Genomic DNA, 25,140 nt, shown 5'->3' on the forward strand with positions numbered 1-25,140 from the left:
TCACTATCTTCGCGTAAAATAAAAGGGAATAAAAATGACTTTCAATTACGACGTAATAGTAGTAGGCGCAGGACATGCCGGCTGTGAAGCCGCCGCCGCCGCGGCGAATCTAGGATCAAAGACGCTTTTGATCACGATGGACATGAACAAGATCGCCCAGATGAGTTGTAACCCGGCAGTCGGGGGAATCGCCAAAGGACAGATCGTACGAGAGATCGATGCGCTAGGCGGATATATGGGAATCGTGACCGACCAGACCGCTATCCAATTCCGTATGTTAAACCGTAGCAAAGGACCGGCCATGTGGAGCCCGCGTGCCCAAAGCGACCGTGCCCGTTTTATCGATTGCTGGCGGGGCATACTGGAGAATATGCCGAATCTATCCATCTGGCAGGATATGGTTCAAGAACTGATTATCGAGCATGGACAAGTCTGCGGCGTCCGTACGGGAATGAATGTCGTATTCCGTGCCGGAGCGGTGGTGCTTACGAACGGGACCTTCCTAAACGGCCTGCTTCATATCGGAAGAACCCAGATACGGGGCGGACGTATCGCCGAGCCTGCGGCGACCGGACTTACCGAGCAACTTATCTCTTTAGGTATCCAAACAGATCGCATGAAAACCGGAACACCGGTCCGTATCGATGGCCGGAGCGTTCACTTCGATGAAATGGAGGAACAACCGGGGGAAAACGATTTCCATAAGTTCTCTTACATGGATACCAGTCATCGTAAATTAAAACAATTGAGTTGCTGGACTACCTTTACGAACGAGGCTTGCCACGATATATTACGGGAAGGTCTCCCCGACTCTCCTCTTTATAATGGACAGATCAAAAGTATCGGTCCCCGTTATTGTCCTAGTATCGAAACGAAAATCGTGACGTTCGCCGACAAGACGCAGCATCAACTATTCCTAGAGCCGGAAGGCGAGGCCACGCAAGAATATTACCTAAATGGCTTCTCCTCTTCCCTACCCTTGGATATCCAGCTTCGTGCGCTCCAAGCGATCCCCGCTTTCCGTGACGTGCAAATCTATCGTCCCGGATATGCGATTGAATACGATTTCTTCGACCCGACTCAGCTAAGACATAATTTGGAGACCAAACAAATCCGTAATCTTTTCTTTGCCGGACAGATCAACGGAACTACCGGATACGAGGAAGCCGGCGGACAAGGTTTGGTAGCGGGTATCAACGCCCACATCAATTGCCACGGCGGACAACCTTTTATCCTCGGAAGAGACGAGGCTTATATCGGTGTCCTTATCGACGATTTGGTAACAAAAGGCGTGGACGAGCCTTACCGTATGTTTACCTCTCGTGCGGAGTACCGCATCTTACTGCGCCAAGACGACGCAGATATGCGACTCACCGAGAAATCCTACCAAATGGGATTGGCCAAACAAGACCGCTACGATTTACTGCGAGAGAAAAAAGAGAGCCGTGACGCTATCATTCGTTTTGCGGAGACCTACTCCGTAAAGCCTCAATATATAAACAGCGGTTTGGAGAAACTGGGTACAGCCCCCCTATCCCATGGTTGCAAATTATTCGATGTCGTACTCCGTCCGCAGACTACATTGGAAAACCTCGCGGATCTAGTTCCGGCCCTTCGTGCGGAGCTGGACAAAGTCCCGGCCTCTCGTAAGGAAGAGATCATCGAGGCCGCCGAGATATTGATTAAGTATAGCGGCTACATCAAGCGAGAGCAAATCATAGCGGACAAGATAAACCGCTTAGAGAATATCCGGATCAAGGGTAAATTCGATTACAATTCTATCCAGTCTTTATCTACGGAAGCCCGCCAGAAATTGACCCGGATAGACCCCGACACGATCGCTCAAGCGAGCCGCATCCCGGGTATTTCCCCTAGCGACATCAACATCCTTTTGGTACTGCTCGGAAGATAAAACACGAAATGTTCCACGTGAAACATATTAAAGAAGATATTCAAATGAATGAAGCTAAAACACTGGTTATACGAGGAAATCTGGTAGATATAATCAACAGGCGCACCTTCGGGGCAGAGATTTCAATCCTAAACGGGCATATCGGAAAGGTAATCCCTACCGGACAAGATGAGGGATCTTACCTCCTCCCCGGCTTTATTGACGCGCATGTCCATATAGAGAGTAGCATGGTAACCCCTGCGGCATTCATTCACGCAGCCGTACGCCATGGCAGTATCGGTGCCGTGGCGGACCCTCATGAGATAGCGAATGTAATGGGTACCGAAGGAGTCGAATATATGCTCGACAACGCGAAAGGGATTCCTTTCTACACATGGTTCGGTGTCCCATCTTGCGTACCGGCTACGATTATGGAAACCTCCGGTGCGATCATAGACGCAGACGAAACCGCTCGTTTGTTGGAACGAGAGGATCTACACTTCTTGGCAGAGATGATGAATTACCCCGGAGTCTTAAATAAAGATCCGGAAGTTATGCGCAAAATAGAAGCCGCGAAAAACGCAGGGAAACCCATCGACGGACATTATCCCCTAGCAACAGGCCCCAAGCTAAAGGCATATATCGAGTCTGGCATTTCCACCGATCATGAAACCATCTATCTAGAAAAAGGCCGTGAAAAATGTGAGCTTGGGATGCATGTCCTTATTCGGGAAGGAAGCGCGGCGAAAAACTTTGACGCACTTCATCCGCTATTGAAAGAGTATCCCGAACAAATCATGTTCTGTACGGATGACGCGCATCCTTCGTTTTTAAACAAAGGACACATAAATAGGATGGTAAAAAAATCGCTGGATTTAGGATATGATCTATATGATGTATTACGGGCCGCTTCCTATAATCCGGCCATGCACTACAAAATTCCCGCAGGTTTCTTACGAGAGGGAGACTCCGCCGATTTTATCCAAGTAAACAATTTAAAGAATCTAACCATACAGGCAACCTATATACAAGGAACCTGTGTATACGATGGAGAGAAATGCACGCTTCCTTTCCACAAACCTATACTCCGCAATAATTTCCACACGAAACCGATCCCATTAGAAAAGCTAGCGGTAAAAGCGAAAGGAAAACAGATGCGTGTCATTGTTTGCGAAGACCGCGAATTAATCACGAAAGAAGAACTATATCCTGTACATACATTCGATGGATTTGTAGAATCAGATACAGAACGAGACATTTTAAAACTCGTCATTCTAAATCGCTATCAAACGGCTCCTCCGGCTATTGCCTTTATAAAAGGAACAGGGCTCAAGCTCGGTGCCATCGCTCAAAGTATCTCCCACGATAGCCATAACATCATCGCTATAGGCGTAACCGATTTCGAGCTTATGCAAGCGATCAATGTGGTCATAAAAGCGAAAGGAGGAATCGCCGTGAGCTGCATGGACGAAGTCACTCTCCTGCCCTTGCCGGTAGCGGGATTGATGAGCGACGAATCATTGGAAGAGACGAGCCGCCGTTACGAAGAGATCGAGGAAAAGATCAAGCGATTAAAATCCCCGATGGATTCATTACAAATGACGCTTTCTTTTATGGGATTGTTGGCGATCCCATCCTTAAAACTTAGCAACAAAGGTTTGTTCAATAGCGAGACATTCCAATTTACTTCCCTATTCGTATGATAGCCGATAAAGACGAACATATCAAGACGATCCTATCGGTCATTCCGGAAAAGCCGGGATGCTACCAGTATTTCGATGAAAACGGAACGATTATATACGTCGGCAAGGCGAAGAACCTAAAACGACGGGTATCCTCTTATTTCAACAAGGTACATGACAGCAATAAGACCCGTGTGTTAGTCAAGCAAATCCGGGATATCAAATATATAGTCGTCGATACGGAAGAAGACGCGTTACTACTGGAAAACAACCTCATCAAACAGTATCGTCCCCGCTATAACGTATTATTGAAGGACGACAAAACCTACCCTTCCATCGTGGTAAAGAATGAGTACTTTCCCCGGGTTTTCCAAACCCGGAACATCGTTCGGGACGGATCACAATATTACGGTCCTTATCCCTCTTTGTTCACGGCGAAAGTGATGCTACAGATGCTAAAGGAACTTTACCCTTTACGCACTTGTAAATATCCCCTCACTCCCGAATCCATCGCACAAGGACGCTATAAGGTTTGTCTGGAATACCATATCAAGCGTTGTAAAGGGCCTTGTGAAGGCTTGCAATCATTGGAAGAATACCAGCAAAATATTTCCGAGATCAAAGAGATTCTGCGAGGCAACATCTCGCAAATCAGCAAACACCTCTATGAGGAGATGCAATCGCTCGCTGCCGAGCTCAAGTTTGAGGAAGCGCAAAAGATCAAGGAAAAATACGAAGTCATCGAGAACTACCGTTCTAAATCTACGGTCGTAACCCCGATGCTACATAATATAGATGTATTCACGATCATAGAGAATGACCATTCCGCTTATGTGAACTTTATGCATATCGGAAACGGGGCGATCGTACAAGCCTATACATTCGAGTATAAAAAACGATTGGACGAGAGTAAGGAGGAATTGTTAAGCCTCGGTATTATCGAGATGCGGAATCGTTTTAAAAGCACCGCCCGGGAGATTATCGTGCCTTTCAAGCTGGATATGCAACTAGAGAATGTCACCTTCACCATTCCCCAAAGAGGGGATAAAAAGAAACTGCTCGATTTATCCGAGATGAACGTCAAGCAGTTTAAGGTTGACCGCTTGAAGCAAGCGGAAAAGTTGAATCCGGAACAACGGAATACCCGTATCTTGAAAGAGATCCAAGAGGCCTTGCATCTGGAGAAATTGCCTGCTCATATCGAATGTTTCGATAATTCAAACATACAGGGAAGCGATGCGGTAGCGGCTTGCGTGGTATTCAAGATGGGAAAACCGTCCAAGCAGGAGTATCGTAAATACAATATAAAGACCGTAGTCGGTCCGGATGATTACGCCTCTATGAAAGAAGTTGTCCGTAGGCGTTACGGGCGGGCAATCGAGGAGCGATCTCCCCTACCCGACTTAATTATAACAGACGGTGGAAAGGGGCAAATGGAAGTGGTTCGCTCGGTGGTAGAAGATGAATTAGGCTTGTCCATTCCAATCGCCGGACTAGCGAAAGATGGTAAGCACCGGACCTCGGAGTTATTATTCGGGTTCCCACCCGTAACCGTTGGCATGCGTTTGGACAGTCCGCTATTCCATCTGCTTACCCGGATACAAGACGAGGTACACCGTTTCGCCATCACTTTCCACAAGGATAAACGAAGTAAGACCCAGACAAAATCCGAATTAGACACCATTAAGGGTATCGGTGAAAAGACAAAAGTATTACTTTTACGTCACTTTAAAAGCGTAAAACGAATCAAGGAAGCAAGCTTCGAGGAACTGAAGTCCGTGATTGGCGAGGCGAAAGCCAAGGCACTACAAGAGGGACTGGATGGAAAGCGAACAGAAAGCGAACAAAAATAGAACAAAAGCGAACAAGATGAGAACAGTTACACAACGTGTGCAGCACGCTTCCGTCACGATAGACGGACAGCTTAAGTCCAAAATTGGAAAGGGGCTATTGGTATTAGTCGGTATCGAGGACAAGGATACGCAAGAAGACATTGAATGGTTGGCAAAAAAGATCACCAACCTACGCATATTTGACGATGAAAACGGGGTCATGAACCGCTCGGTTATCGAAGCGGGAGGCGAGATCATGGTTGTCAGCCAATTTACCTTACACGCCTCTACGAAAAAAGGGAACCGCCCCTCCTACTTAAAAGCGTCTAAACCGGATATCGCCATTCCGATGTATAAAGCTTTTTGCGAAGAGGTAGGGCTTCAACTCGGAAAACCTGTACAAACCGGAACATTCGGAGCTGATATGAAAATTGAACTTTTAAACGACGGGCCGGTTACTATTATTATCGACTCTCAAAATAAAGAATAAGTATGGCAGATATAACTTTACAACAAGCCCAGCAAATGGTAGACGCTTGGATCAAGACCTATGGGGTCCGTTATTTCAATGAGCTTACCAATATGACCATCCTCACCGAGGAAGTGGGCGAGCTAGCCCGGATCATGGCACGTACCTACGGTGAGCAGTCTTTCAAGGAAAGTGACAAACACCGGGATTTAGGCGATGAAATGGCAGATGTCTTATGGGTACTGCTTTGCCTCGCCAACCAGACCGGAGTAGATCTTACCGCCGCTTTCGAGAAGAATCTCCAAAAGAAAACAGACCGAGATAAAGAACGACATATAAACAATCAAAAACTATAAGCATATGGCACATCATCACGATTGCGAATGTGGACATGATCATCATCATGAACATGAACACGAATCAAATTCCGTACAGATAGACCGTTATCATGAAGCTTTCAATAAGTTTGAGCCGGCCCTGCCGGATACCCAGACCACCGAGACTGTAAACGCTCTTTTAGAGAAACATTTCCAAGAAAACTTTACACCGGAAGTATTGAAAACGATTCATGGCTGCATCGACTTGACCTCATTGACCAGTCTGGATACCAAAGAAAACATCTGGAAGATGGTCGACACGGTAAATGATTTCGAGGGAACTCGTCCGGATGTCCCGAACGTAGCCGCTATTTGCGTCTATCCCCTATTCGTGGAAACGGTTAAGCAGGCACTTACTGCGCAAGAGGTTAAGATTGCGTCGGTTGCCGGAGGTTTTCCTTCCTCACAGACATTTACGGAAGTCAAGATCGCCGAAACGGCCATGGCAGTCATGCAAGGAGCCGATGAAATCGACGTTGTCATGAACCTAGGCTATTTCATGGAAGACAATTTCGAGGAATTGACCGAGGAATTGCAAGAGATCAAGGAGAGCTGTCGCCACGCCCATTTAAAGGTAATCTTAGAGACCGGAGCTTTAGTCACAACGGAGAACATCCAAAAAGCATCCATCCTAGCCATGTATTCCGGCGCGGACTTCATCAAGACCTCTACCGGCAAAGGATACCCGGGAGCCACTTTCGAGGCCGCCTATACCATGTGCAAGGCCATCAAAACCTACCATTCCATCACCGGAAACAAGGTTGGCATCAAGATCTCCGGAGGCGTACGCACGGCGGAAGACGCAGTTCGATATTATACGATCGTAAAGGAGATACTAGGCGATGAATGGCTTAACAAAGATTTGTTCCGTATAGGAGCGAGCAGTCTGGTCGGTGATATAGAAAAACGACTCGGGAAATAGTCCATTCTAATAAACCGGGCGCAGATGGCTTAGAATCCTGTGTCCGGTAAGCACTCTCAAAGTCAGTTAACTTACCTTGGCATCGAAGTTAACTGACTTCGTCAAGTAAGTTAACTTCATTGGCTATTGAAGCATACTTACTTTTTTACGAACAAGAGCCATCTCTCTACAACTAATAGATAAAGGAATTTCTATTTGGAGCGAGTCATGATATAATCGGCCAGCTGGATCAAGGATGTCCGTGCCTCAGACTCTGGCAATCTCAAAAGAACATCGACCGCCTTATCATGATATTCCTTCATGCGGGCCTCGGCATATTCGATTCCACCGTTCGCCTTGGCGAACTCGATCAAAGAATCGACATTCTCCGCCCCGAAATCCTTCCGCAAGATCATATCCAGATAACGGGCGGCCTCCTCTTCCCTACCCTGCCGCAAGGCATATAATAATGGAAGCGTAACCTTACCCTCACGAATGTCATTTCCCGTCGGCTTACCGATATTCGCCTCCTTGAAATAATCAAAGATATCATCCTTGATCTGGAAGCAATACCCCAGATACTCGCCAAACTCACGGCAAAGAGCGATCACCTCCGCGGAGGCGCCCGATGAAATGGCTCCGATCTCCGTGCAAGCGGAAAGCAAGGTAGCCGTCTTCTTCTTGATCACTTGCAGATAGCAATTCTCGTCTAGGATACTCTCCTCGGCGGTCTCCAATTGCTTGATCTCACCTTCGGACAAGTCCCTGCCCAGATTGGAGATAATCCCGACGATCCGCAAATCGCCGGTTTGTATGGAACGGATCAAAGCGGTAGAAAGCACGTAATCGCCTACCAACACGGAAATACGGTTATCGAAGATAGCGTTCAATGAGGGAACGCCACGACGTTGCTTCGTCTCATCGATCACGTCATCGTGAATCAACGTGGCGGTATGCAAAAGCTCCAGCAAGACAGCGGAATTGATCGTGTTATCCGTAACCTGTCCACAGACCTTGGCGGTAAGGAGCACCAATAACGGACGCACATGCTTCCCGGTAGAATTCAGTATAACGTCGATAGCCGATTGTAACCGGGTCGTCTCGCTGCGTAGAGATGCCTCGAAATCCTTATTGAAACGTTCAAATTCAGCGGAAACCGGTTCTTCTATTTTCCTTCTTTCATCCATAATTCCATGCAAAGATTCGCAAAAGTAACAAAAACTATCGAGTAAGCGAGTTTTTTCGTACATTTACCCAGATTTTGTCCCACTAAAACGTGTTAAAAGTAATGAAGTTATTCCTTATAGATGCGTATGCGTTAATTTATCGCTCCTATTACGCCTTCATCAAGAATCCGCGTATCAACTCCAAGGGTGTGAATACCTCCGCCATTTTCGGTTTTATCAACAGTCTGGAGGATGTATTAAAACGTGAGAACCCGACTCATATAGCGGTGGCCTTTGACCCGAAGGGACCGACCTTCCGCCATGAGGCCTTCGAGCAATACAAGGCACAACGGGAAGAGACGCCGGAAGTGATCCGTCAATCCGTCCCTATCATTAAAGAAATCATAGAGGCTTACAATATTCCGATTCTGGAAGTACCCCGCTACGAGGCGGACGATGTGATCGGCACCGTATCCAAACAGGCGGAGAAGGAAGGCTTCGAGGTGTACATGATGACGCCGGATAAAGATTACGGCCAATTGGTGTCCGAACATATATTTATGTATCGTCCGAAATTCGGAGGCGATTACGAGATCATGGGCGTGCCTGAGGTCTTAAACAAGTACGGCCTCACGAGTACGGAGCAAGTGATCGACTTGCTGGGACTGATGGGCGACGCTTCCGATAATATCCCCGGCTGTCCGGGTGTCGGCGAGAAGACCGCTCAAAAACTACTGACCGAATTCGGAAGCATCGAGAACCTGTTAGCGAACACTGATAAGTTGAAAGGCGCGCAAAAGAAGAAGGTGGAGGAGAACGCCGAGCAAATCCGTTTCTCCAAATTCTTGGCGACGATCAAAACGGATGTCCCTATCGAGTTTGATGCCGCCCGTTGCGTTCGTGAAAAGCCAAACGAAGAGCGGCTGACTGAGATTTACACAGAATTGGAATTTAGAACATTTATTAACAAACTAAGTTCTGAGCCGGTCAAAGCCGCTCCGAAAGGTCCCGTTCAAGGCGATTTGTTCGCGATTTTTACGCCCGAGAGTACGGAAGAGCCCAAAAAATCGATTCTCACGGACTTAAAGTCCACCCCTCACAACTATTATTTAACTGATACAGAGGAAAAACAAGCCGATTTAGCCCGCTTTTTATTGGGTCAAGAATTTTTCGCTTTTGACACGGAAACCGACGGCATCGATCCCTTGAAAGCCGGACTGGTCGGAATGTCGTTCGCCGTGAAAGAAAACGAGGCTTGGTATGTTCCTGTTCCTGCCAACTCAGTAGAGGCGGCGAAAGTAGTGGAACGCTTCTCCCCTGCCCTGCAAAATCCGAAATCATTAAAGATCGGGCAAAACATCAAATTCGATATTTTGGTACTTCGTAAATACAACGTGAAGGTAGCCGGTCCTCTGTTCGATACGATGATCGCCCATTACCTGCTGAACCCGGAATTACGGCACGGAATGGATTACCTAGCGGAGACCTACCTCAAGTACCAGACCGTCCACATCGAGGAACTGATCGGCCCAAAAGGAAAGAACCAGTTATCGATGCGAAACGTACCCGTGGAACAAATCGCCGAATACGCCGCCGAGGATGCGGACATCACGCTCAAGCTAAAGAATTATTTCGCGCCTGAGTTAAAGAAGGAAGGACTGGAATCCCTCTTCACCACGATCGAGATGCCATTAATATATGTATTAGTGGAAATGGAGGCTACCGGCGTCACGCTGGATACAGTAGCGCTTAAGCAATCTTCGGGCGAACTTACCGCCTCCATGAACAAACTGGAGCAAGAGGTTTACGAGCTGGCCGGCACGGAATTCAACATCAACTCCACGAAACAGGTCGGCGAAATCCTTTTCGACCGCTTGAAGCTGGACGAGAAAGCGAAGAAGACCAAAACAGGCGGTTACAGTACCAGCGAGGATGTATTGGAGAAACTTCGCAGCAAACATCCCATCATCGGCAAGCTTCTTGAATACCGCGGACTTAAAAAATTATTAAGTACCTATATCGACGCTCTACCCGAGTTGATCAATCCGCAGACCGGAAAGATACATACCTCTTTCAACCAAGCGGTAACATCTACCGGACGCCTCAGCTCTACCAATCCGAACCTGCAAAACATTCCGGTACGGGACGATCTTGGCCGCGAGATCCGTAAGGCGTTTATCCCGGATAATGCGGATTGCCTCTTCTTCTCCGCCGACTACTCCCAAATCGAGCTTCGTATCATGGCCCACCTGAGTGGTGACCCGCATATGATCGAGGCTTTCCAAAGCGGAGCGGATATTCACGCCGCTACCGCCGCCAAGATCTACGGAATCCCGGTAGAAAAAGTAACCAGCGATATGCGCCGGAAGGCGAAAACCGCCAACTTCGGTATCATTTACGGCATCTCCGTCTTCGGGCTCGCCGAGCGTCTGGGCATCCCTCGTTCTGAGTCCAAGGAACTGATAGACGGTTATTTCAGCACCTACCCCCGCATCAAGGAATACATGGAGGAGAGCATCAAAGTAGCCAAGGAAAAAGGATACGTAGAGACCATTTTCAAGCGCAAGCGTTTCCTTTCGGATATCAACTCACACAACGCCGTCGTACGCGGCTATGCCGAGCGAAACGCAATCAATGCCCCTATCCAAGGGAGCGCCGCCGATATCATCAAACTAGCGATGGTACGCATTTACGAACGCTTTGAGGAAGAGGGATTGAAAAGCAAGATGATCCTCCAAGTACACGATGAGTTAAACTTCAATGTCTACAAAGAGGAGGCCGAGGAGGTAAAGAAAATCGTGCTGGAGGAAATGGAAAACGTCATGAAACTACAAGTCCCCTTGATCGCCGATTGCGGCGAGGGAGAAAACTGGTTGGAGGCGCATTAAAATAATGCCGGAATTCCCCTTAAAAAAACATGTACGTGTTTTCCTGAAAACACGTACGACTTTTTCTTGAAAGACGTACATGTTTTTTTAAGACCCTAACAGCCCATCACGAAACGCAAAACTTTCCCCTAAAAACATTCCGAAAAGCAAATAATAATGTATACTATACACTATATTTGCGCTCGAAAAGATTGTTGAGCATTTTAGGTTATGAAAAAAAGTTTGATCGCTTTAGCTTTCGGTACCCTTGGGCTGGGGATTGCCGAGTTCGTAATGATGGGTATCCTACCCGACATCGCGAAAGATTTACACATCAGCATTGCTACAGCCGGGCATCTGATCTCAGCTTATGCACTAGGGGTTTGCGTAGGCGCTCCCATGTTGATTATCGCCCGTAGATATCCATTAAAACACATTTTGCTTGTTTTAGTAGGGATTATGATGATCGGTAATTTATGCGCCGCATTAGCGTCTAATTACTGGGTATTGATGATAGCCCGCTTCATCTCTGGATTGCCTCACGGAGCTTACTTCGGTGTTGGCTCCATCGTAGCCGAAAAGCTTGCTGATAAAGGAAGAGGCTCCGAGGCTGTCTCTATCATGATAGCGGGGATGACGATCGCCAACCTATTCGGTGTCCCGTTGGGGACGGCCCTCAGCACCATGCTCTCGTGGCGTCTGACTTTCTTACTGGTTGGTTGCTGGGGCATAGCCATCTTATATTACATCTGGAGATGGGTACCTATGGTAGAGAACCTTCCGGATACTGGCTTTAAAGGACAATTTCGTTTTCTTAAGACTCAAGCGCCATGGTTAATCCTAGGGGCGACAATGCTAGGTAACGGAGGTGTATTTTGCTGGTATAGCTATATCAGCCCGCTATTGACACAAGTATCCGGCTTCTCGGCCGAAAGCCTTACTGTTTTAATGGTATTGGCAGGTTTCGGTATGGTAGCGGGCAACTTGATCAGTGGCCGCCTATCCGATAAATATATGCCCGGACGGGTAGCGGCCATAGCGCAAGGCATGATTTGCGTAGCCCTACTGCTCGTCTTCTTCTTGGCACAAATATCTTGGTTAAATGTCTTGCTGATGTGTCTGTGTACGGCGGGATTATTCGCCGTCTCAAGCCCTCAACAAGTATTATTGATCCGTTACTCCAAAGGTGGAGAGATGCTGGGAGCCGCCAGCGTACAAGTTGCGTTCAATTTAGGAAATGCTATCGGAGCTTATTGTGGTGGGTTACCATTGGAGGTCGGCCTTGGTTATAAATATCCGGCCTTGATAGGTTCCGGATTCGCTTTTATCGGATTCTTGTTATTGACTTTCTTTTACCGGAAATATGAGAGAACAACCTAAGTAAAAAATAACATTAGTAAAGAAGCCTATGAACAAACTCGTTAAAACATTATTAAACAAACAATCGATGAGGCAACCGGTTAAGCATGAAGAGAAAGCCTAAGAAAATAACCGTATCAGCCTAAAATTGATTATCTTTGCGAACTCAAAACAAGTCGCTTGGAGCGACTATATAACAGATTGATAATAAAAAATACGATAATAATATGGCATTACAATGTGTTGTAAAAGCAGGGTAGAAGCATGAGAAACAAAAGCAAAAAAATGATAAATAAAAACATATAAATCAATAGATTAAGAACTCAAAGACGTTTATTCTATTACTCTTCCTTATCGTTATTTATGTTATTTTTAGCCTTAATTTGTTACTCATTTGTTACCTGTTCTGTATTTTTGTAGCGGGTAACAAAAGACTGATAACAATGAGCAAGAAGAAAACTGAACTTTCCACAAAAGAAAAACAGCCAGTTAAAATCAGATACAAGAAACTAGCGAATGGCAATCTTTCTATCTATTTGGATATCTACCAGAACGGAAAACGAAACTATAAGTTTCTTAAACTATATCTAGTCCCAGAAACAAATGAGAAGGCTAAAGCTATTAACAGAAAGAATATGGACTTAGCAGAAGCGATTAAGGCTCAAATGATCATTCAACTAAACACAACCATTCACGGGCTAAGCAATCAAAAAGAAAGCTCCAAAATATTACTACGTGACTATATCCGAAGCTTTGCAGAAACCAAAGGAAAATCCACCCAACAGAATCTCAACTCCCTTGTATATCATCTAGAGCGAAGTAAAGGAACTGATATACAAATAGGAAAAGTAGATAAATATTACATCATGGACTTTATTGAGTATTTAGAAGATGCTCAAATAGAACACACCCAAAGAAACAAAGGAAGAAAGCTAAGCAAGAATAGTCAAGCCATGTACTTTAAATGTCTCAAAATGGTTTTGGATGAGGCTGTAAGTGATGACATAATACCATTGAACCCTATTTTATCTATAAAAAAGAAATACCGTCCATCGGCAGAAAAAGCCCCAAAACGGGAATTTCTCACAGAAGATGAATTAAGGAGATTCGCAGGAACTGACCATCCAAATGAATTATTAAAACGAGCTTTCATGATCGGCTGTCTAACAGGCTTAAGGCATTGTGACATTAAACAAATGAAATGGAGTAATATAGGAGTTGTTAAAAATGGCATAGAATGCATTTCTTTAGTCCAAGAAAAGACAAATGATCCAGTAGATATACCTCTTAACGAAAATATTAGGAAATGGCTACCAGAGCAAGGAAATGCCTCAATGGAAGATCTAGTATTTTCTGGATTAATAACTTTAGGTAGAAGTAATGAGATATTGCCTAAATGGGCTGAAAAAGCTGGAATAAACAAACATCTTACATTCCATTGTTCACGCCATACATTTGCCGTTCTTGCTATTGCAAAGAAAGTAGATATTTATACTGTATCTAAACTACTAGGACACCAAAGTATAACAGTTACAGAAATTTACACAGAAGTTCTTGATAATTCAAAAAAAGAAGCAATGGAAGCAATAGGTAAAATCAATGTATAATTTACATCTATAAATCTTATAATATCCAAACACCATAAACAAGGGGAAAAGGACTCTCGCCGCCGTCCACAGGCACAGGGCCTCCCCCGACAATTGACCCCCAGTTATCTACCACGCTCCATATTCTATACGTGCCGTACCCTTTTGGGGATCTATACGCATTGTGAAGAAAGTTCCATCTTCTGAAATCTCATTAAAGTAAAAACTACCGTCCTCCGACACGCTCCAATGAGCCGGGGGATTCGTCTTTATCCACCAGTAGAATCTCTCCGTTTCACGACCCGGTTCAAACTTAATATCTATCCGATCCATATAGTCCAAAGTGAACGACTTTTTTCCATAGGTGCGATCTATAACCTCGTACGCTGGCAATCCTACACCCACCTTGTATGAGATCTCCATCCGGTTCCCATACGGCTTATTGACGATATCTGATACAAACGAGCAAACATATAGTAAGCTAATAAGAGAGATAGGAGATAACAGCACATAAGAACACCTTCTCCAACTCGCCCGCCGCCATTTCCGCTCAATCCACACATACAAAGGCGGACAACATCCCCATGAGACCCAAGTAGCCAACCAAAGGCAAAAAGACTTAAATGTCCATCGCTCCGGCCTTGCCCAAAATAGAAGGATTATGAAGGCCAGTAACCCACCACCCAAAACTATCACACTAACTAATAAAAAAAATCATAATGCCTCAAATTAAGAACTACTATTTCACCTTATTCATACTCCTTCTTTATAATTATCATAATCTCGTATCCAATCCGTTTCTTTTGCTCCCGAAGGTTCTGTATAAAGTAGATCCATAACACTTACATTTCTATTTAGGACAGCTATCCCTTATAATTAGATCACATGGTCATATAAAGTTCCATTTCTTTCCTATGGCGTTGTTGTTCGCATTGCCAACATGATACATTCCCCAACAAGTGCTATTTCCGCTAGTAAATAATGTCGAGTATTGTTCCACATCACACTATGTCCTGCAATTTCCGCCGTACGTAAGAAATTATTACGTACTCTCACGTCATTGAAATATGTTGCTGGCCCCACAGCGAATGCTGTTCCGGATGGACTGAGGTTGAACAGTACCGGGCCCGCATCAATGTCAAATCCCAACCAACACGAATAATCATGATATTCCCGTATACCAGACAATAAACCCGATTGCAAAAAATGGGATTTGAGCCTATGATATTGCTCTCTTGCAAATACTGAATCTATCTGCGTGAGGTATAGACAGTTTAATGCGGAGTACGAGCCTTTCACCGGGGCGGCTTTAAACGGTATGCCATCCTCACTCAAAAATGAGACAAGTAGACCTGTTTCTTTGTCAAGCCATTCAGATTTAGCCTTTCGCACCCATTTACGTACTGTAGAAATATATTTTCCCTTGTTTAATTTCGAGTAATTATTCAGTGCGACAATCGCAACAAGCATATCAGGGACATATATACATTCGCTTGGGTATGTTGGTAAGTTTAGACTTTTACTTCGAAGAAGCCGACGATTCATAGTTCCGCAAAGATCATCAAACAAGTTATTATATTTATCATTTCCTCCGGCCATCTTATACTCGCTTATCATCCACGCAAGATGACTGATATATGAAATATGACTCCTGTCACCATCCAATGTTTCCAGAGGATCCTCGCCCCAACGCTCAGCATCATATTTTCTCAACTCAAAGGAAAGTACCATCTCAATAAGATTATCTATGTTCTCTAGATTCTCTGTTTTTGTTTCGGGATAAAGTTTTGACATATTGAATAAGGCTGCCGCCAGCATTGAACAAGAATACAACGCCCACTCACCTTGAAATTGTGTTCCAATTCCTTCTGGCATTTCACACAACAACACACGTGGTGAAGTTACTACACGATCGATCAGGAAATCCCGACGTTGAATGAGTTCCCCCTTCTCATCCTCCCATGTACCATTATCAGTACACGACCAGTAAACCCATAATATTTTGACCAATATAAATGCAACCATCACCACTGCGATTTTAATTGATTTGTGTATCAAATCAATATTGTCTCGTATAATATCTACATATTTCTCAGGCTCAACCGTTTCACGCTTGGGTTGCAAGCACGAACAGGGCAAACTAATCTTATTTTGCCATTCATTGTCAAGATAATCCTCAAAACGGATGACGACCTTCAACAGATCATCGGATAAACGTTTCTGGCACTCTTTAATAATGTATTCAGGAATTGGATAAACACAAGCCGCTATTGCGCCAGCTATAGCACCTTGCGTATCAGCGTCACCACCGAGTGACACGGCATTTCTTATCGCATCTTCATAACTATCGGCTTCTAAAAATGCGATGATAGCCTCAGGCACGCTACCTTGGCAAGATACATCAAATTCATATCGGGGCCGAATCTCATTCAATGTACGGTTCATGTTATATTCGAACTGATTGGTAACAAAATCTCTTATGTGTACTTTTAATTCGTCTATTTCCCCAGTCCAATGTAGCGCAATGAATATACTTGCAGCTACAGCCTGCGCTCCCTTTATAGCTTCCGGATGATTGTGTGATACTGCGGCTGTTTGTTTCGCTAAGCGCAAGCATTCATCCAAAGTCTTAGCAACAAGACCTACCGCACTAACACGCATAGCGGAACCATTCCCCCATGAGTTATAGGGGGTTGGATCATTACATAACCAATTGCAGAAAAGGCCACCGTAGCCAACAGCCGGATAACGGTTGCCAAATTCACACATAGTGTCTACAAGCGTGTATTCTGAGCGGGTGACATCCTCCATTAGCCATCGTGCGATAGCTAATGTCATCACCGTATCGTCTGTAAAACAGGCACCATACGGAAACAACTCGAAGTCTTTGCTCTTGACAGAACGAAACTCATACATCGAACCTATAATATCACCAGCAATCGCTCCATAGATAGTTCTGTAAGTATTTTTCATCATGGCTAACTTCTCTCTATACATAAATTCTTTAACACAAAGATTGCAAAAAAACTCGATTTATCATCGGTAACTTGTTTCATTTTCGACCTACCACCAAGGATCTTGTATGGCGAAAATCATTCCGACTCCAATTATCGAAGTCCCTCCATATCACATATATGCCTTATTCTCTCTAGGATCTATATCCATAAAGAAGTAAATTCCATCATCTAATTCTCATCGAATGGGAAATCACCATCTTCCGATATACTCCAATGAGCCGGGGGATTCGTCTTCATCCTTTGTTGGAACTCTCCGTTTCACAACCCGAATCAAACCTAATGTCAACCTCATCCGTATCCCCATTTCGGCCATGAGAATTTACAATCTTGTATGCTGCCCCTATCCCTACCTTGCTTGAAAGATCTCTTCGGTTATAGAAAGGCTTATTGACGCACTTACATACCAATGAACAGATATATACTAAGTAAATAAGAGAGATTAGAGATAACAGCGTATCAATCCCTGTCCAGTCTCTATTAATAGCATTGAGATCTATTATCAGGCTATTAAGGCTATGGATGAAGCGATGCGGATCGAACGTACAGGCATCCACCAAGAAAAGAAAAGAGACTGGGGATAACAGCACAAACAGCACCCTTCTTAGACTAGCCTGCCGCCACTTCCGCTCAATCCACACGTACAATGGTGGAAAACAACACCACGAGACCAAAGAAACCAACCAAAGACAAAAAGACTTAAATGTCCATCGCTCCGGCCTTGTCTTGAATGCAAGGATCATAAAAAACGATAATTCAAAGATAATCAAACTTATACAAGCTAACACCAAAAACACCATAACGCCTCAAATTAGGAACAACTTATTTAATACCATAGTACACACTATCGAATAGAAGATCAAAAACCTCGTTTTTACCATATTCACGACCTTACTCCTTTCTTTTAATTAGTGTTATCTCGTATTCAGACCGTTTCTTTTGCCCTCTAAGGCACGATATAGGACAGATCTATAATACCCTTTATCAGTTGTCACCCCTTATTCACAAGGAATAGGCTTATGTTTCATATCCTCATCGCCAAGCACCACAATAGAAAACGGGGCTGGTGTCCCCGCCGCCGTCTTCCACACCCACTCGCAGCCTCCTCCTTTGGTGCCGCCCCGATCCACGCCATATAAAGCCATTCGTACCCCAAATACCCCCTAAAGATCATCCTTGAATATAGTAGGATTCAATTCAACCGGGGATCTCCACTCTATTCGATAGTCCTCCCATAAAAAACGCTTCATCACTTGCCAATACTCGAAACATGAGACCGGGGTACGAAACCAGCTACCAGAATCAAATCTTTTATCAGAGAAGTAAGATCGTAGCTTTTCCTCCAACTCCTTCTCTATAGACAAATAGGCCTCAGATTCCTCAACCGGATCATGTATTAAACCCGTGATCCGAGGTTTACAATCCCAGCTACAAGAAGCACGATCAAAGCATTTACTTGTTTTCATATCAAACCAATATCCGTTATCAACTCTTTTTCTTCACCTGTTTTTATTACCACAAAATAAGTACAAATCCTCCGATTTACCTCGGCCTTATGTTACCACTCCCAATCCAATAATATAAGGCCATATACTAAAATCATGATATCTCCAACTCCCTTCAAAACAAATTACCTGTTGCCACACTCTCTGAGACCTTATTCAAATTGCAGATTTCAATAAGCGTGGCACCGTTCCGTTTTAGACTATAAAAATCATTTTCACTTAACAATATATAAAGCCACTGTCGATTCATTCTATATTGGGCTCTCAGTTGATTAATCTTATTACACCATTCAAGAGTTGCCAATTGTTTTTGTCGGACATTTTTGTCGAAAATCTTGTCTTGTCCTTTCGTTTCTATAATATAGATGTGTTGTGATGTACATACCATAAAGTCCGGATGATAGGTGGCCAATAGACCGTCCTGCCGGATATAATGGATTGATGCGAAGCTATGTTGATTCTCATTTATTTTGATAAAGCAGTTCACTTCCGAGTCGGCATCCAAAAATTCAAGGAAAGCTTTCTCGAAACCTCCTTTATTGGAAGGGTAGCCCACTTTTTCATAGATAATCTTTTCCAAATCAAGTGAAAAACTTTCTCGTATACGTAGTGTAGGTATGGAAGAAAAATAAATCTTCTCAACTATTGCATCTGTTATATCTATTTGTTCTTGCATATAATAGATCGCCTTACTGATCTCTCTTACAATATGCTGGGTCGCGACTCCCTCATTGTGTAGTAAAATCTTCCAATTATAATTCTCGAACGGATTGAATGAACGTGAAAATAACTTGGTTCGGATATATCGGTCGATGACCCGTATGATTTCTTGCTGATTAATTTGCAATGTAGGTAGTTCCTTAGGCTTACTCCTTCCTACCTTGTCGAAGCGTGTTGTGACGATGCGTAATACCTTTTGCAAGTATTCATTGTAGCTTTGTGCATTGCATAAGTCTGCGTTTACCTCATATTTGCCGAATTGAGTACCGACTAAGACGTCATGCGAGATAAAGGATTCACCGGGTTTCGCCAAAATTTCTTTTAGTTGTTCATACGAAAAGTCTGTAAAAGGTGCGAGTCTGTTTATATCTATTTCTGAAGGATGTATCTCCTCCTCTTGCTCTTTGATAATAAGAGGCCAGAATAAATCATAGTCTTGATAATTGTCTTTTAACCCTACCTTTATAATATCACCAGTTACATTGGAGCCATCCGGCAAATCACCTTCGTCTATACCGGCAAGCTCTTCGTTCATCAAATCATTGTAGAAATCAAGAAAGGCCGGATGTTCAATGATGGAAAGCATATCGATATAAGATTTAGGTGCTTTCTTTTTAACCAATACTTGCAATCGGTTTTCCCTTTTTTCTTCTGAATATTCAGGCTCTCTCCACATCAAACGAAGACCACGCCCTACGGTTTGTTCCAACAAAATAGCGGATTGCGTAGATCGTAACGGTACGATGACACATATATTGTTGACATCGAAACCTTCCCGAAGCATCAACACGGAAACGATGACTTTGGGTGATTCATATTTATCGATATTGAACAATCGTTCTTTGACCTGCATCCAATCTTTTTCTTTTACTTCGCCTTTAGCGTTGCTGTCAATACGGAGAACATCCTTTTCGGCTAATCCCTCTTCTTTTAGGAATGATTCGACAAACGGGGTGACATTGGTATCCTCACAAATCACCATCATCTTCGGTCGTTTCTTAGAATCCAGCTTGATAAAACCTTCTTCAAGGATTTTTAATTTTCGTAATCCGGCACGAAGCATTAAACGTTGTCCGTCGCTCAATCCAATCACTTTTTTTCGTTCATCACGTAAAGCGTTATAATCCAGATTGGCAAGATCTGTCAATTCTTGTCGGCGATCCAACAACAAGGTCTTAACCAATCCGCTTTTCATCGCTTGGCTTAAATCAAAGTCAGATATAATATGCGGGAAATAACATTTCATCTTTTTCTTCCCGGAACCGACCGTATCGTAGGGTGTAGCTGAGAAGTCGATTTGGATGAAGTGACCTCCTTTGTTGTGGGCAATCTTATTCAATCCTTTTTGCCATTCAACCTCTTCTATTTCTCCTTGCTTTTTATTCTCATGGATATGATGGGCTTCGTCATTGATTACCATTAAGTCCGATAGTTCGGATAAATAGTCCAATTCGCTTCCTCGTAGGTATTTCCTATCCAGTGCCTCTAAGACATTACCACCACTCAGGCCTGGTGTAATAGGCAATAAATCTCTTATAATAGAGGGAGCGGAGTCTGGGACCATATTCTCTTTCTCTTCATCAGACAAGAACAGATGCCAGTTGGTTAAGGCGATCAGTCCGTTTCCGGTTATTTTTCGTCCGATTCCCTCTTCTTTGGTGACAACATTGTTTTGTATAAAAGAGAATACTTCGTCCCGATAAGCCGGAGGTATGAAAAGATCTTTATGCAGATAGAGGTCATTTGTAAAAGGATCTCTTTCCGTGCTATTCTCTTTCAGGCGTCCACAATAGGCATCCTTTAGCCGATCATAAACAATCAGGCCAGGAGCTACGATCAGGAAGTTTTGGGTGTAGCGTCCGCTTCGTTCTTCTTGTTCTTCATGTCGTGCGTTAAGGAGTTGCCATAAAAGTAAAGCGTGCATGACCCATGTCTTACCTGTTCCGGTTGCCATCTTTACGGCATATTTGGGAATACGATATTTTTCTTTAGCCAAATCACTTAGATTACATTCGGCTAATAGATCCGGCGCAACTTGCCGGTATATTTCTTCTACGGTTGTCACTTGTAAAACTTCATGCAGATAAATGATGTTTAGAATACTTTGTTTTTGTCCTTTATGAAAGTTCTTGGAGCGTTCTTCCGTATAAGGCCCCATGAACCAAAACTTCAGCAAATCTTGTGTTACCGGGGTAACGGCATCTAATAAACTGCCGTTTTCAAAGGCAGTTTTGACTTGTTCCGTTAATCGGCTTGCCAATTCCAAGGATATATCGTTTCTCATGTTGTGTGTCGTTTTTAAGAATGAATAGTCTCTGTTACCATGCTCTCAAAGCCGAATACATCGACCGCTTTCACGCAAACCGTCCGTTCCGCTTTTCGAGGAGTGATTAATGTAGCGGTATAGATGCAATGAAGCGGATCGCTATCATTGTCCGTATTTTCCCGATAGTCTTGCCATTGGCTACGGAATGTGATGCCATCGTAATCCGGATCGATGCTCCAATACTCGATCAAAGCCAATGGATCTTTCTCTAATACTTGTTGCAATTTGGCTTTATCTTTATCATCCAACGGGATATTGTCGGGTGAAAGAAGCACATAATTATCCAATTCGATTGTTAGTTTGTCCTGTTCACCGAAATGCGGTTCTGTCTGAATAGGTTTTACCAATAGATATTGATAACTGCTGAAACGGACAGAGCCTTCCCTTATCAGTTTGTCATATCCTTTCTTGGAGAGTTTGTCCAACAGGTCTGGTGGAATCACCAAGACCTCAACATCCTCCTTGTATTGTTGGATAGCAGCAGAAATATCAAACGCAAAGTTCCATGCCAGTACGACAGCCTTGTTCCATCCACCGCCCAACAGATTGTTTTTGGCTTCGTATGCCCGGCGGATTGTAGCTGCCCCGGTTACTTTATTGGGACTATCTACCAATACCAACGTCCGTCCGTTCTTGATATATCCCCAGTTCCGGTCATTCAGTTGTTCCTGCGTAAATGGTATTGCGCCATACAGTTGCATGATGATCTGGCTCAAATCGCCAATCCGTTTGTATTGTTTATTGTTTTGGAAAGCCTCTTTCTGATAATCGCCGATGGCTTGATAAAGGAATGGTTTTACCTCTTGGTCGATAAAGCGTTTACGCATCACCAAGGTTGCCGGTTTGCCAATATCCGTAGTAATCCAACGACGGCCTAACCGTTCGGCAACGGCAGCGGTTGTTCCACTTCCACCGAAGAAGTCGCAAACGAGATCACCTTCGTTGCTGCTGGCTTTGATGATGCGTTCGAGGAGGGCTTCGGGTTTTTGGGTTATATACCCTACGTCTTCTTTTGCTTGAGAATTAATAATAGGAATATCCCATACATTATCAAATTGCGCTCCTTCCATTTCATCCAAATATTGTTTTCTTCTTAGACCTCCAGTTTTAGTTCTATATAACCGTCCTTCGGATTCCATTTTAGCAATAGTATCTTCTTTTAATTTTCCCAGATTTTGATCAAGCCATAGTCTCCCATTTTCGTCTTTTTTTGCTCTATTTAAAACGGATATGGGTATATTTCCATATTGTGGGTTAAAAATCCTTTTTAATGTTTTTCCATATAAATAAATAATATCATATTTTCTAGCAAAAGCTGTTTTAATAGGTGATGGACCTCCATAGTGCCATATTATGTTATTTACAAAATTATCTTTACCAAACACGTCATCCATTAAAACTTTCACATACGCTCCCACATGCCAATCAATATGTACATAAATACTTCCCTTATCCGAAAGTAACTCCCGCATCAATACTAATCTTGGATAAAGCATCTTCAAATAAGAAACCGTTCCATCTTGCCATGTATCCGAATAAGCAAATTGTTCGATTACCGTTGGCTTCTGTTCAATATCCATACCCGGCAAATTAATCTTTGTCCGATAATCCGCTTTGCTATCAAAAGGAGGATCGATATAAATCAAATCCACCTTTCCCCGAAGTGAGGGTAATCCGGTTGCTTCATCTCCGGCTAACAGGGCTTGCATCGCCAATAAGTTATCGCCATAGACGAGACGGTTCATCCATTCTTTGTTTATCACTTGTTCGTTTTTTCCTTTCCATAATCCGGAAGTATCTTTGGCGGGAAGAACCAATTCATTTGTTTGTAATCCGATATGGGTGTTGCTACTCAAACGTTCTAAAATACGTTGCGCTTCTTGTCTTCCTTCTTTTACGATTTTAGGAAGTTCTTCTATTAAGGATGTTGCTGGCATAATTGAATATTGTAATTTGATGTTCGACAATGTTATATGTATTACAGGGGACTAGTGTTCCCCTTATTTGTTTTTTTTGCGAAGTAATTTTATGAAAAAATCCTTATATATTTCTGCTTCATAATCGCTCATTATGTATGACTCTGTTATATTTAAATACGGGCTTTTTCTTTTTAATAGTTTTATTAGCAATGAAGTTTCAATGTTCAATATATTTGATATTTGAGATAGACTCTTATTGTATAGAACACTTATTTTTGATCTTCTTAATCCTCCAAATCTGAATCTTCTGTTTGACATTTGTTTTGCAATTGGCATTATAATATCATGTAATTTTTTATGCCAATAATGGAAATTCACATGAGATATATTACCTAGATAATAGGGTTTATCTTTCAAACTATAAGTTTCTATCTTATTATTGTTAATATAAAATTTGTTTTTTATTCCATTTCGTGTTGTATATATATCTCTTATATCATTTTTAATTATTTGAATTTGATTTTCAAACTCATTTTCAGATAATAATAAAAATACATAAGTGGCGGTATAATTATCTGGCGATTCTAATACTCCAAAATATATTTTTTTACGTTTTAGCACATAAAATTTGGTATTACGAGTATTGTACGAGTACGAAAAAGGATCATAGGTAAAATTTTCATCCCATGTTTGATTATATTCAGAAATAGATACTCTTTCAAGGTAAGTTATGGTCGCTTCTCTTATGGGAAGGAGACTTAAATCTTCTCTATCTTTTTTAGGGTGAGCATTCTTTAAATCGTTTTGTGTTATCATGATGGAGATTGAATATTTGTCTTCCTGCTCCCCTATGGAAAGATTAACAAACAAAAAAGCGTGGGAACCGTACCTTGCTGCCCGTTCCACGCTCTAAAGGCTCTCGCATTGCCCTATCTGTCGAAACGAGCAACGCCGAAAGCCCCACGCCGATGTGAATATATATGATACACCCAGTTCCCTTATGGATACACCAATGGCTACACAAGGTACAATGAGGGCTATATAATACACCCTTGAGGACATCCACCGTTGCTTTGTTTTTGACAGATAGTTGAGAATTTGCGAGATTCTTAGAACGTCAAAACCAAAGCGTAAAGTAAACGCCTTTTCTAATTTATGTCAGTTCCCGCACCACCCTGATCGGCGTGGTGCTATTGAGAACTATACAAAAATACAATTTAATTGAACAAATAGGTAACGTTTTCAGGAAAAATTTTAATATTGTTTATGCCTCCAATGATAATTTTATCACAGCCATTCACGGCGCATTTTAGAAAAAGACAAAACTTAGAAACAGAATTATATAACCTAAAACGGACTTAAAACATCAACAGATACTATCAATAGTTATCTACCTAAGAGTATTAGATAGGTACTTTATTGATAGTGATCGTATTAAAAATAAGAGAGGCGAAAGATACCACCTCCTCGGAAATATCCCCCACCTCTCTAAATTTATTTGATATCCCCCCCCAATAAAGGGTTAT

General features: G+C 43.1%; 17 protein-coding genes. 9 read left to right on the forward strand and 8 right to left on the reverse strand.

Annotated elements, in window-relative coordinates; translation table 11 throughout:
* The first annotated feature begins 34 nt into the window (after positions 1-34).
* The 6 genes from mnmG to deoC are packed head-to-tail and all read left to right on the forward strand — an operon-like array spanning position 35 to position 7,173.
* Positions 35-1,912, forward strand: coding sequence for a tRNA uridine-5-carboxymethylaminomethyl(34) synthesis enzyme MnmG (gene mnmG, locus BDI_RS14805; RefSeq protein WP_005860446.1), 1,878 nt, complete (start codon positions 35-37; stop codon positions 1,910-1,912).
* Positions 1,913-1,956: 44 nt separating this feature from the next.
* Complete coding sequence (gene ade / locus BDI_RS14810; RefSeq protein ID WP_011967083.1) at positions 1,957-3,594, forward strand: adenine deaminase; 1,638 nt, start codon at positions 1,957-1,959, stop codon at positions 3,592-3,594.
* Positions 3,591-5,426, forward strand: a complete 1,836-nt coding sequence (uvrC, locus tag BDI_RS14815; RefSeq protein ID WP_005860442.1) for an excinuclease ABC subunit UvrC — start codon at positions 3,591-3,593, stop codon at positions 5,424-5,426. The genes ade and uvrC overlap by 4 nt, the downstream gene beginning before the upstream one ends.
* A 16-nt stretch (positions 5,427-5,442) precedes the next feature.
* The gene (dtd, locus tag BDI_RS14820) at positions 5,443-5,895 is read left to right on the forward strand and encodes a D-aminoacyl-tRNA deacylase (protein ID WP_005860440.1); all 453 of its coding nucleotides are present in this window, start codon (positions 5,443-5,445) and stop codon (positions 5,893-5,895) included.
* 2 nt (positions 5,896-5,897) lie between these two features.
* Entirely contained in the window at positions 5,898-6,230 is a 333-nt protein-coding gene (locus BDI_RS14825) for a nucleotide pyrophosphohydrolase (protein WP_008778912.1), read from the forward strand.
* Between the two features lie 4 nt (positions 6,231-6,234).
* Positions 6,235-7,173 carry a deoxyribose-phosphate aldolase gene (deoC, locus tag BDI_RS14830; RefSeq protein ID WP_008778913.1) on the forward strand — a complete coding sequence of 313 codons (939 nt, stop codon included), beginning with the start codon at positions 6,235-6,237 and terminating at the stop codon, positions 7,171-7,173.
* 191 nt (positions 7,174-7,364) lie between these two features.
* Here deoC and BDI_RS14835 read toward each other — a convergent pair whose 3' ends face one another.
* Entirely contained in the window at positions 7,365-8,339 is a 975-nt protein-coding gene (locus BDI_RS14835) for a polyprenyl synthetase family protein (RefSeq protein WP_009016525.1), read from the reverse strand.
* A 101-nt stretch (positions 8,340-8,440) separates the two neighbouring features.
* Between BDI_RS14835 and polA the strand changes: the two genes are divergently transcribed.
* The 3 genes from polA to BDI_RS14850 all read left to right on the forward strand — a co-directional run bounded on the left by polA (position 8,441) and on the right by BDI_RS14850 (position 14,151).
* Positions 8,441-11,206 (forward strand): DNA polymerase I, encoded by a 2,766-nt coding sequence (gene polA / locus BDI_RS14840; RefSeq protein WP_011967084.1) that lies wholly within the window; start codon positions 8,441-8,443, stop codon positions 11,204-11,206.
* A 210-nt stretch (positions 11,207-11,416) separates the two neighbouring features.
* Complete coding sequence (gene araJ, locus BDI_RS14845) at positions 11,417-12,565, forward strand: MFS transporter AraJ (protein WP_005860430.1); 1,149 nt, start codon at positions 11,417-11,419, stop codon at positions 12,563-12,565.
* A 422-nt stretch (positions 12,566-12,987) separates the two neighbouring features.
* Positions 12,988-14,151, forward strand: coding sequence for a site-specific integrase (locus BDI_RS14850; RefSeq protein WP_011967085.1), 1,164 nt, complete (start codon positions 12,988-12,990; stop codon positions 14,149-14,151).
* Between the two features lie 108 nt (positions 14,152-14,259).
* Here BDI_RS14850 and BDI_RS21270 read toward each other — a convergent pair whose 3' ends face one another.
* The 7 genes from BDI_RS21270 to BDI_RS14885 all read right to left on the reverse strand — a co-directional run bounded on the left by BDI_RS21270 (position 14,260) and on the right by BDI_RS14885 (position 24,520).
* Positions 14,260-14,553: a hypothetical protein gene (locus BDI_RS21270; RefSeq protein ID WP_227742509.1), complete on the reverse strand. Its 294-nt coding sequence runs from the start codon at positions 14,551-14,553 to the stop codon at positions 14,260-14,262.
* A gap of 489 nt (positions 14,554-15,042) precedes the next feature.
* Positions 15,043-17,127, reverse strand: coding sequence for an ADP-ribosylglycohydrolase family protein (locus BDI_RS14860; protein ID WP_011967087.1), 2,085 nt, complete (start codon positions 17,125-17,127; stop codon positions 15,043-15,045).
* Positions 17,128-17,380: 253 nt separating this feature from the next.
* Complete coding sequence (locus BDI_RS21425; RefSeq protein WP_011967088.1) at positions 17,381-17,944, reverse strand: hypothetical protein; 564 nt, start codon at positions 17,942-17,944, stop codon at positions 17,381-17,383.
* Between the two features lie 363 nt (positions 17,945-18,307).
* Positions 18,308-18,610: a hypothetical protein gene (locus tag BDI_RS14870; RefSeq protein ID WP_011967089.1), complete on the reverse strand. Its 303-nt coding sequence runs from the start codon at positions 18,608-18,610 to the stop codon at positions 18,308-18,310.
* Positions 18,611-18,764: 154 nt separating this feature from the next.
* Positions 18,765-21,653: a DEAD/DEAH box helicase family protein gene (locus tag BDI_RS14875; protein WP_011967090.1), complete on the reverse strand. Its 2,889-nt coding sequence runs from the start codon at positions 21,651-21,653 to the stop codon at positions 18,765-18,767.
* A 14-nt stretch (positions 21,654-21,667) separates the two neighbouring features.
* The gene (locus BDI_RS14880) at positions 21,668-23,632 is read right to left on the reverse strand and encodes a site-specific DNA-methyltransferase (protein ID WP_011967091.1); all 1,965 of its coding nucleotides are present in this window, start codon (positions 23,630-23,632) and stop codon (positions 21,668-21,670) included.
* A gap of 63 nt (positions 23,633-23,695) precedes the next feature.
* Positions 23,696-24,520, reverse strand: a complete 825-nt coding sequence (locus tag BDI_RS14885) for a hypothetical protein (protein WP_227742510.1) — start codon at positions 24,518-24,520, stop codon at positions 23,696-23,698.
* Positions 24,521-25,140: the final 620 nt, after the last annotated feature.

The sequence above is a fragment of the Parabacteroides distasonis ATCC 8503 genome, assembly GCF_000012845.1.
GTDB lineage: Bacteria > Bacteroidota > Bacteroidia > Bacteroidales > Tannerellaceae > Parabacteroides > Parabacteroides distasonis.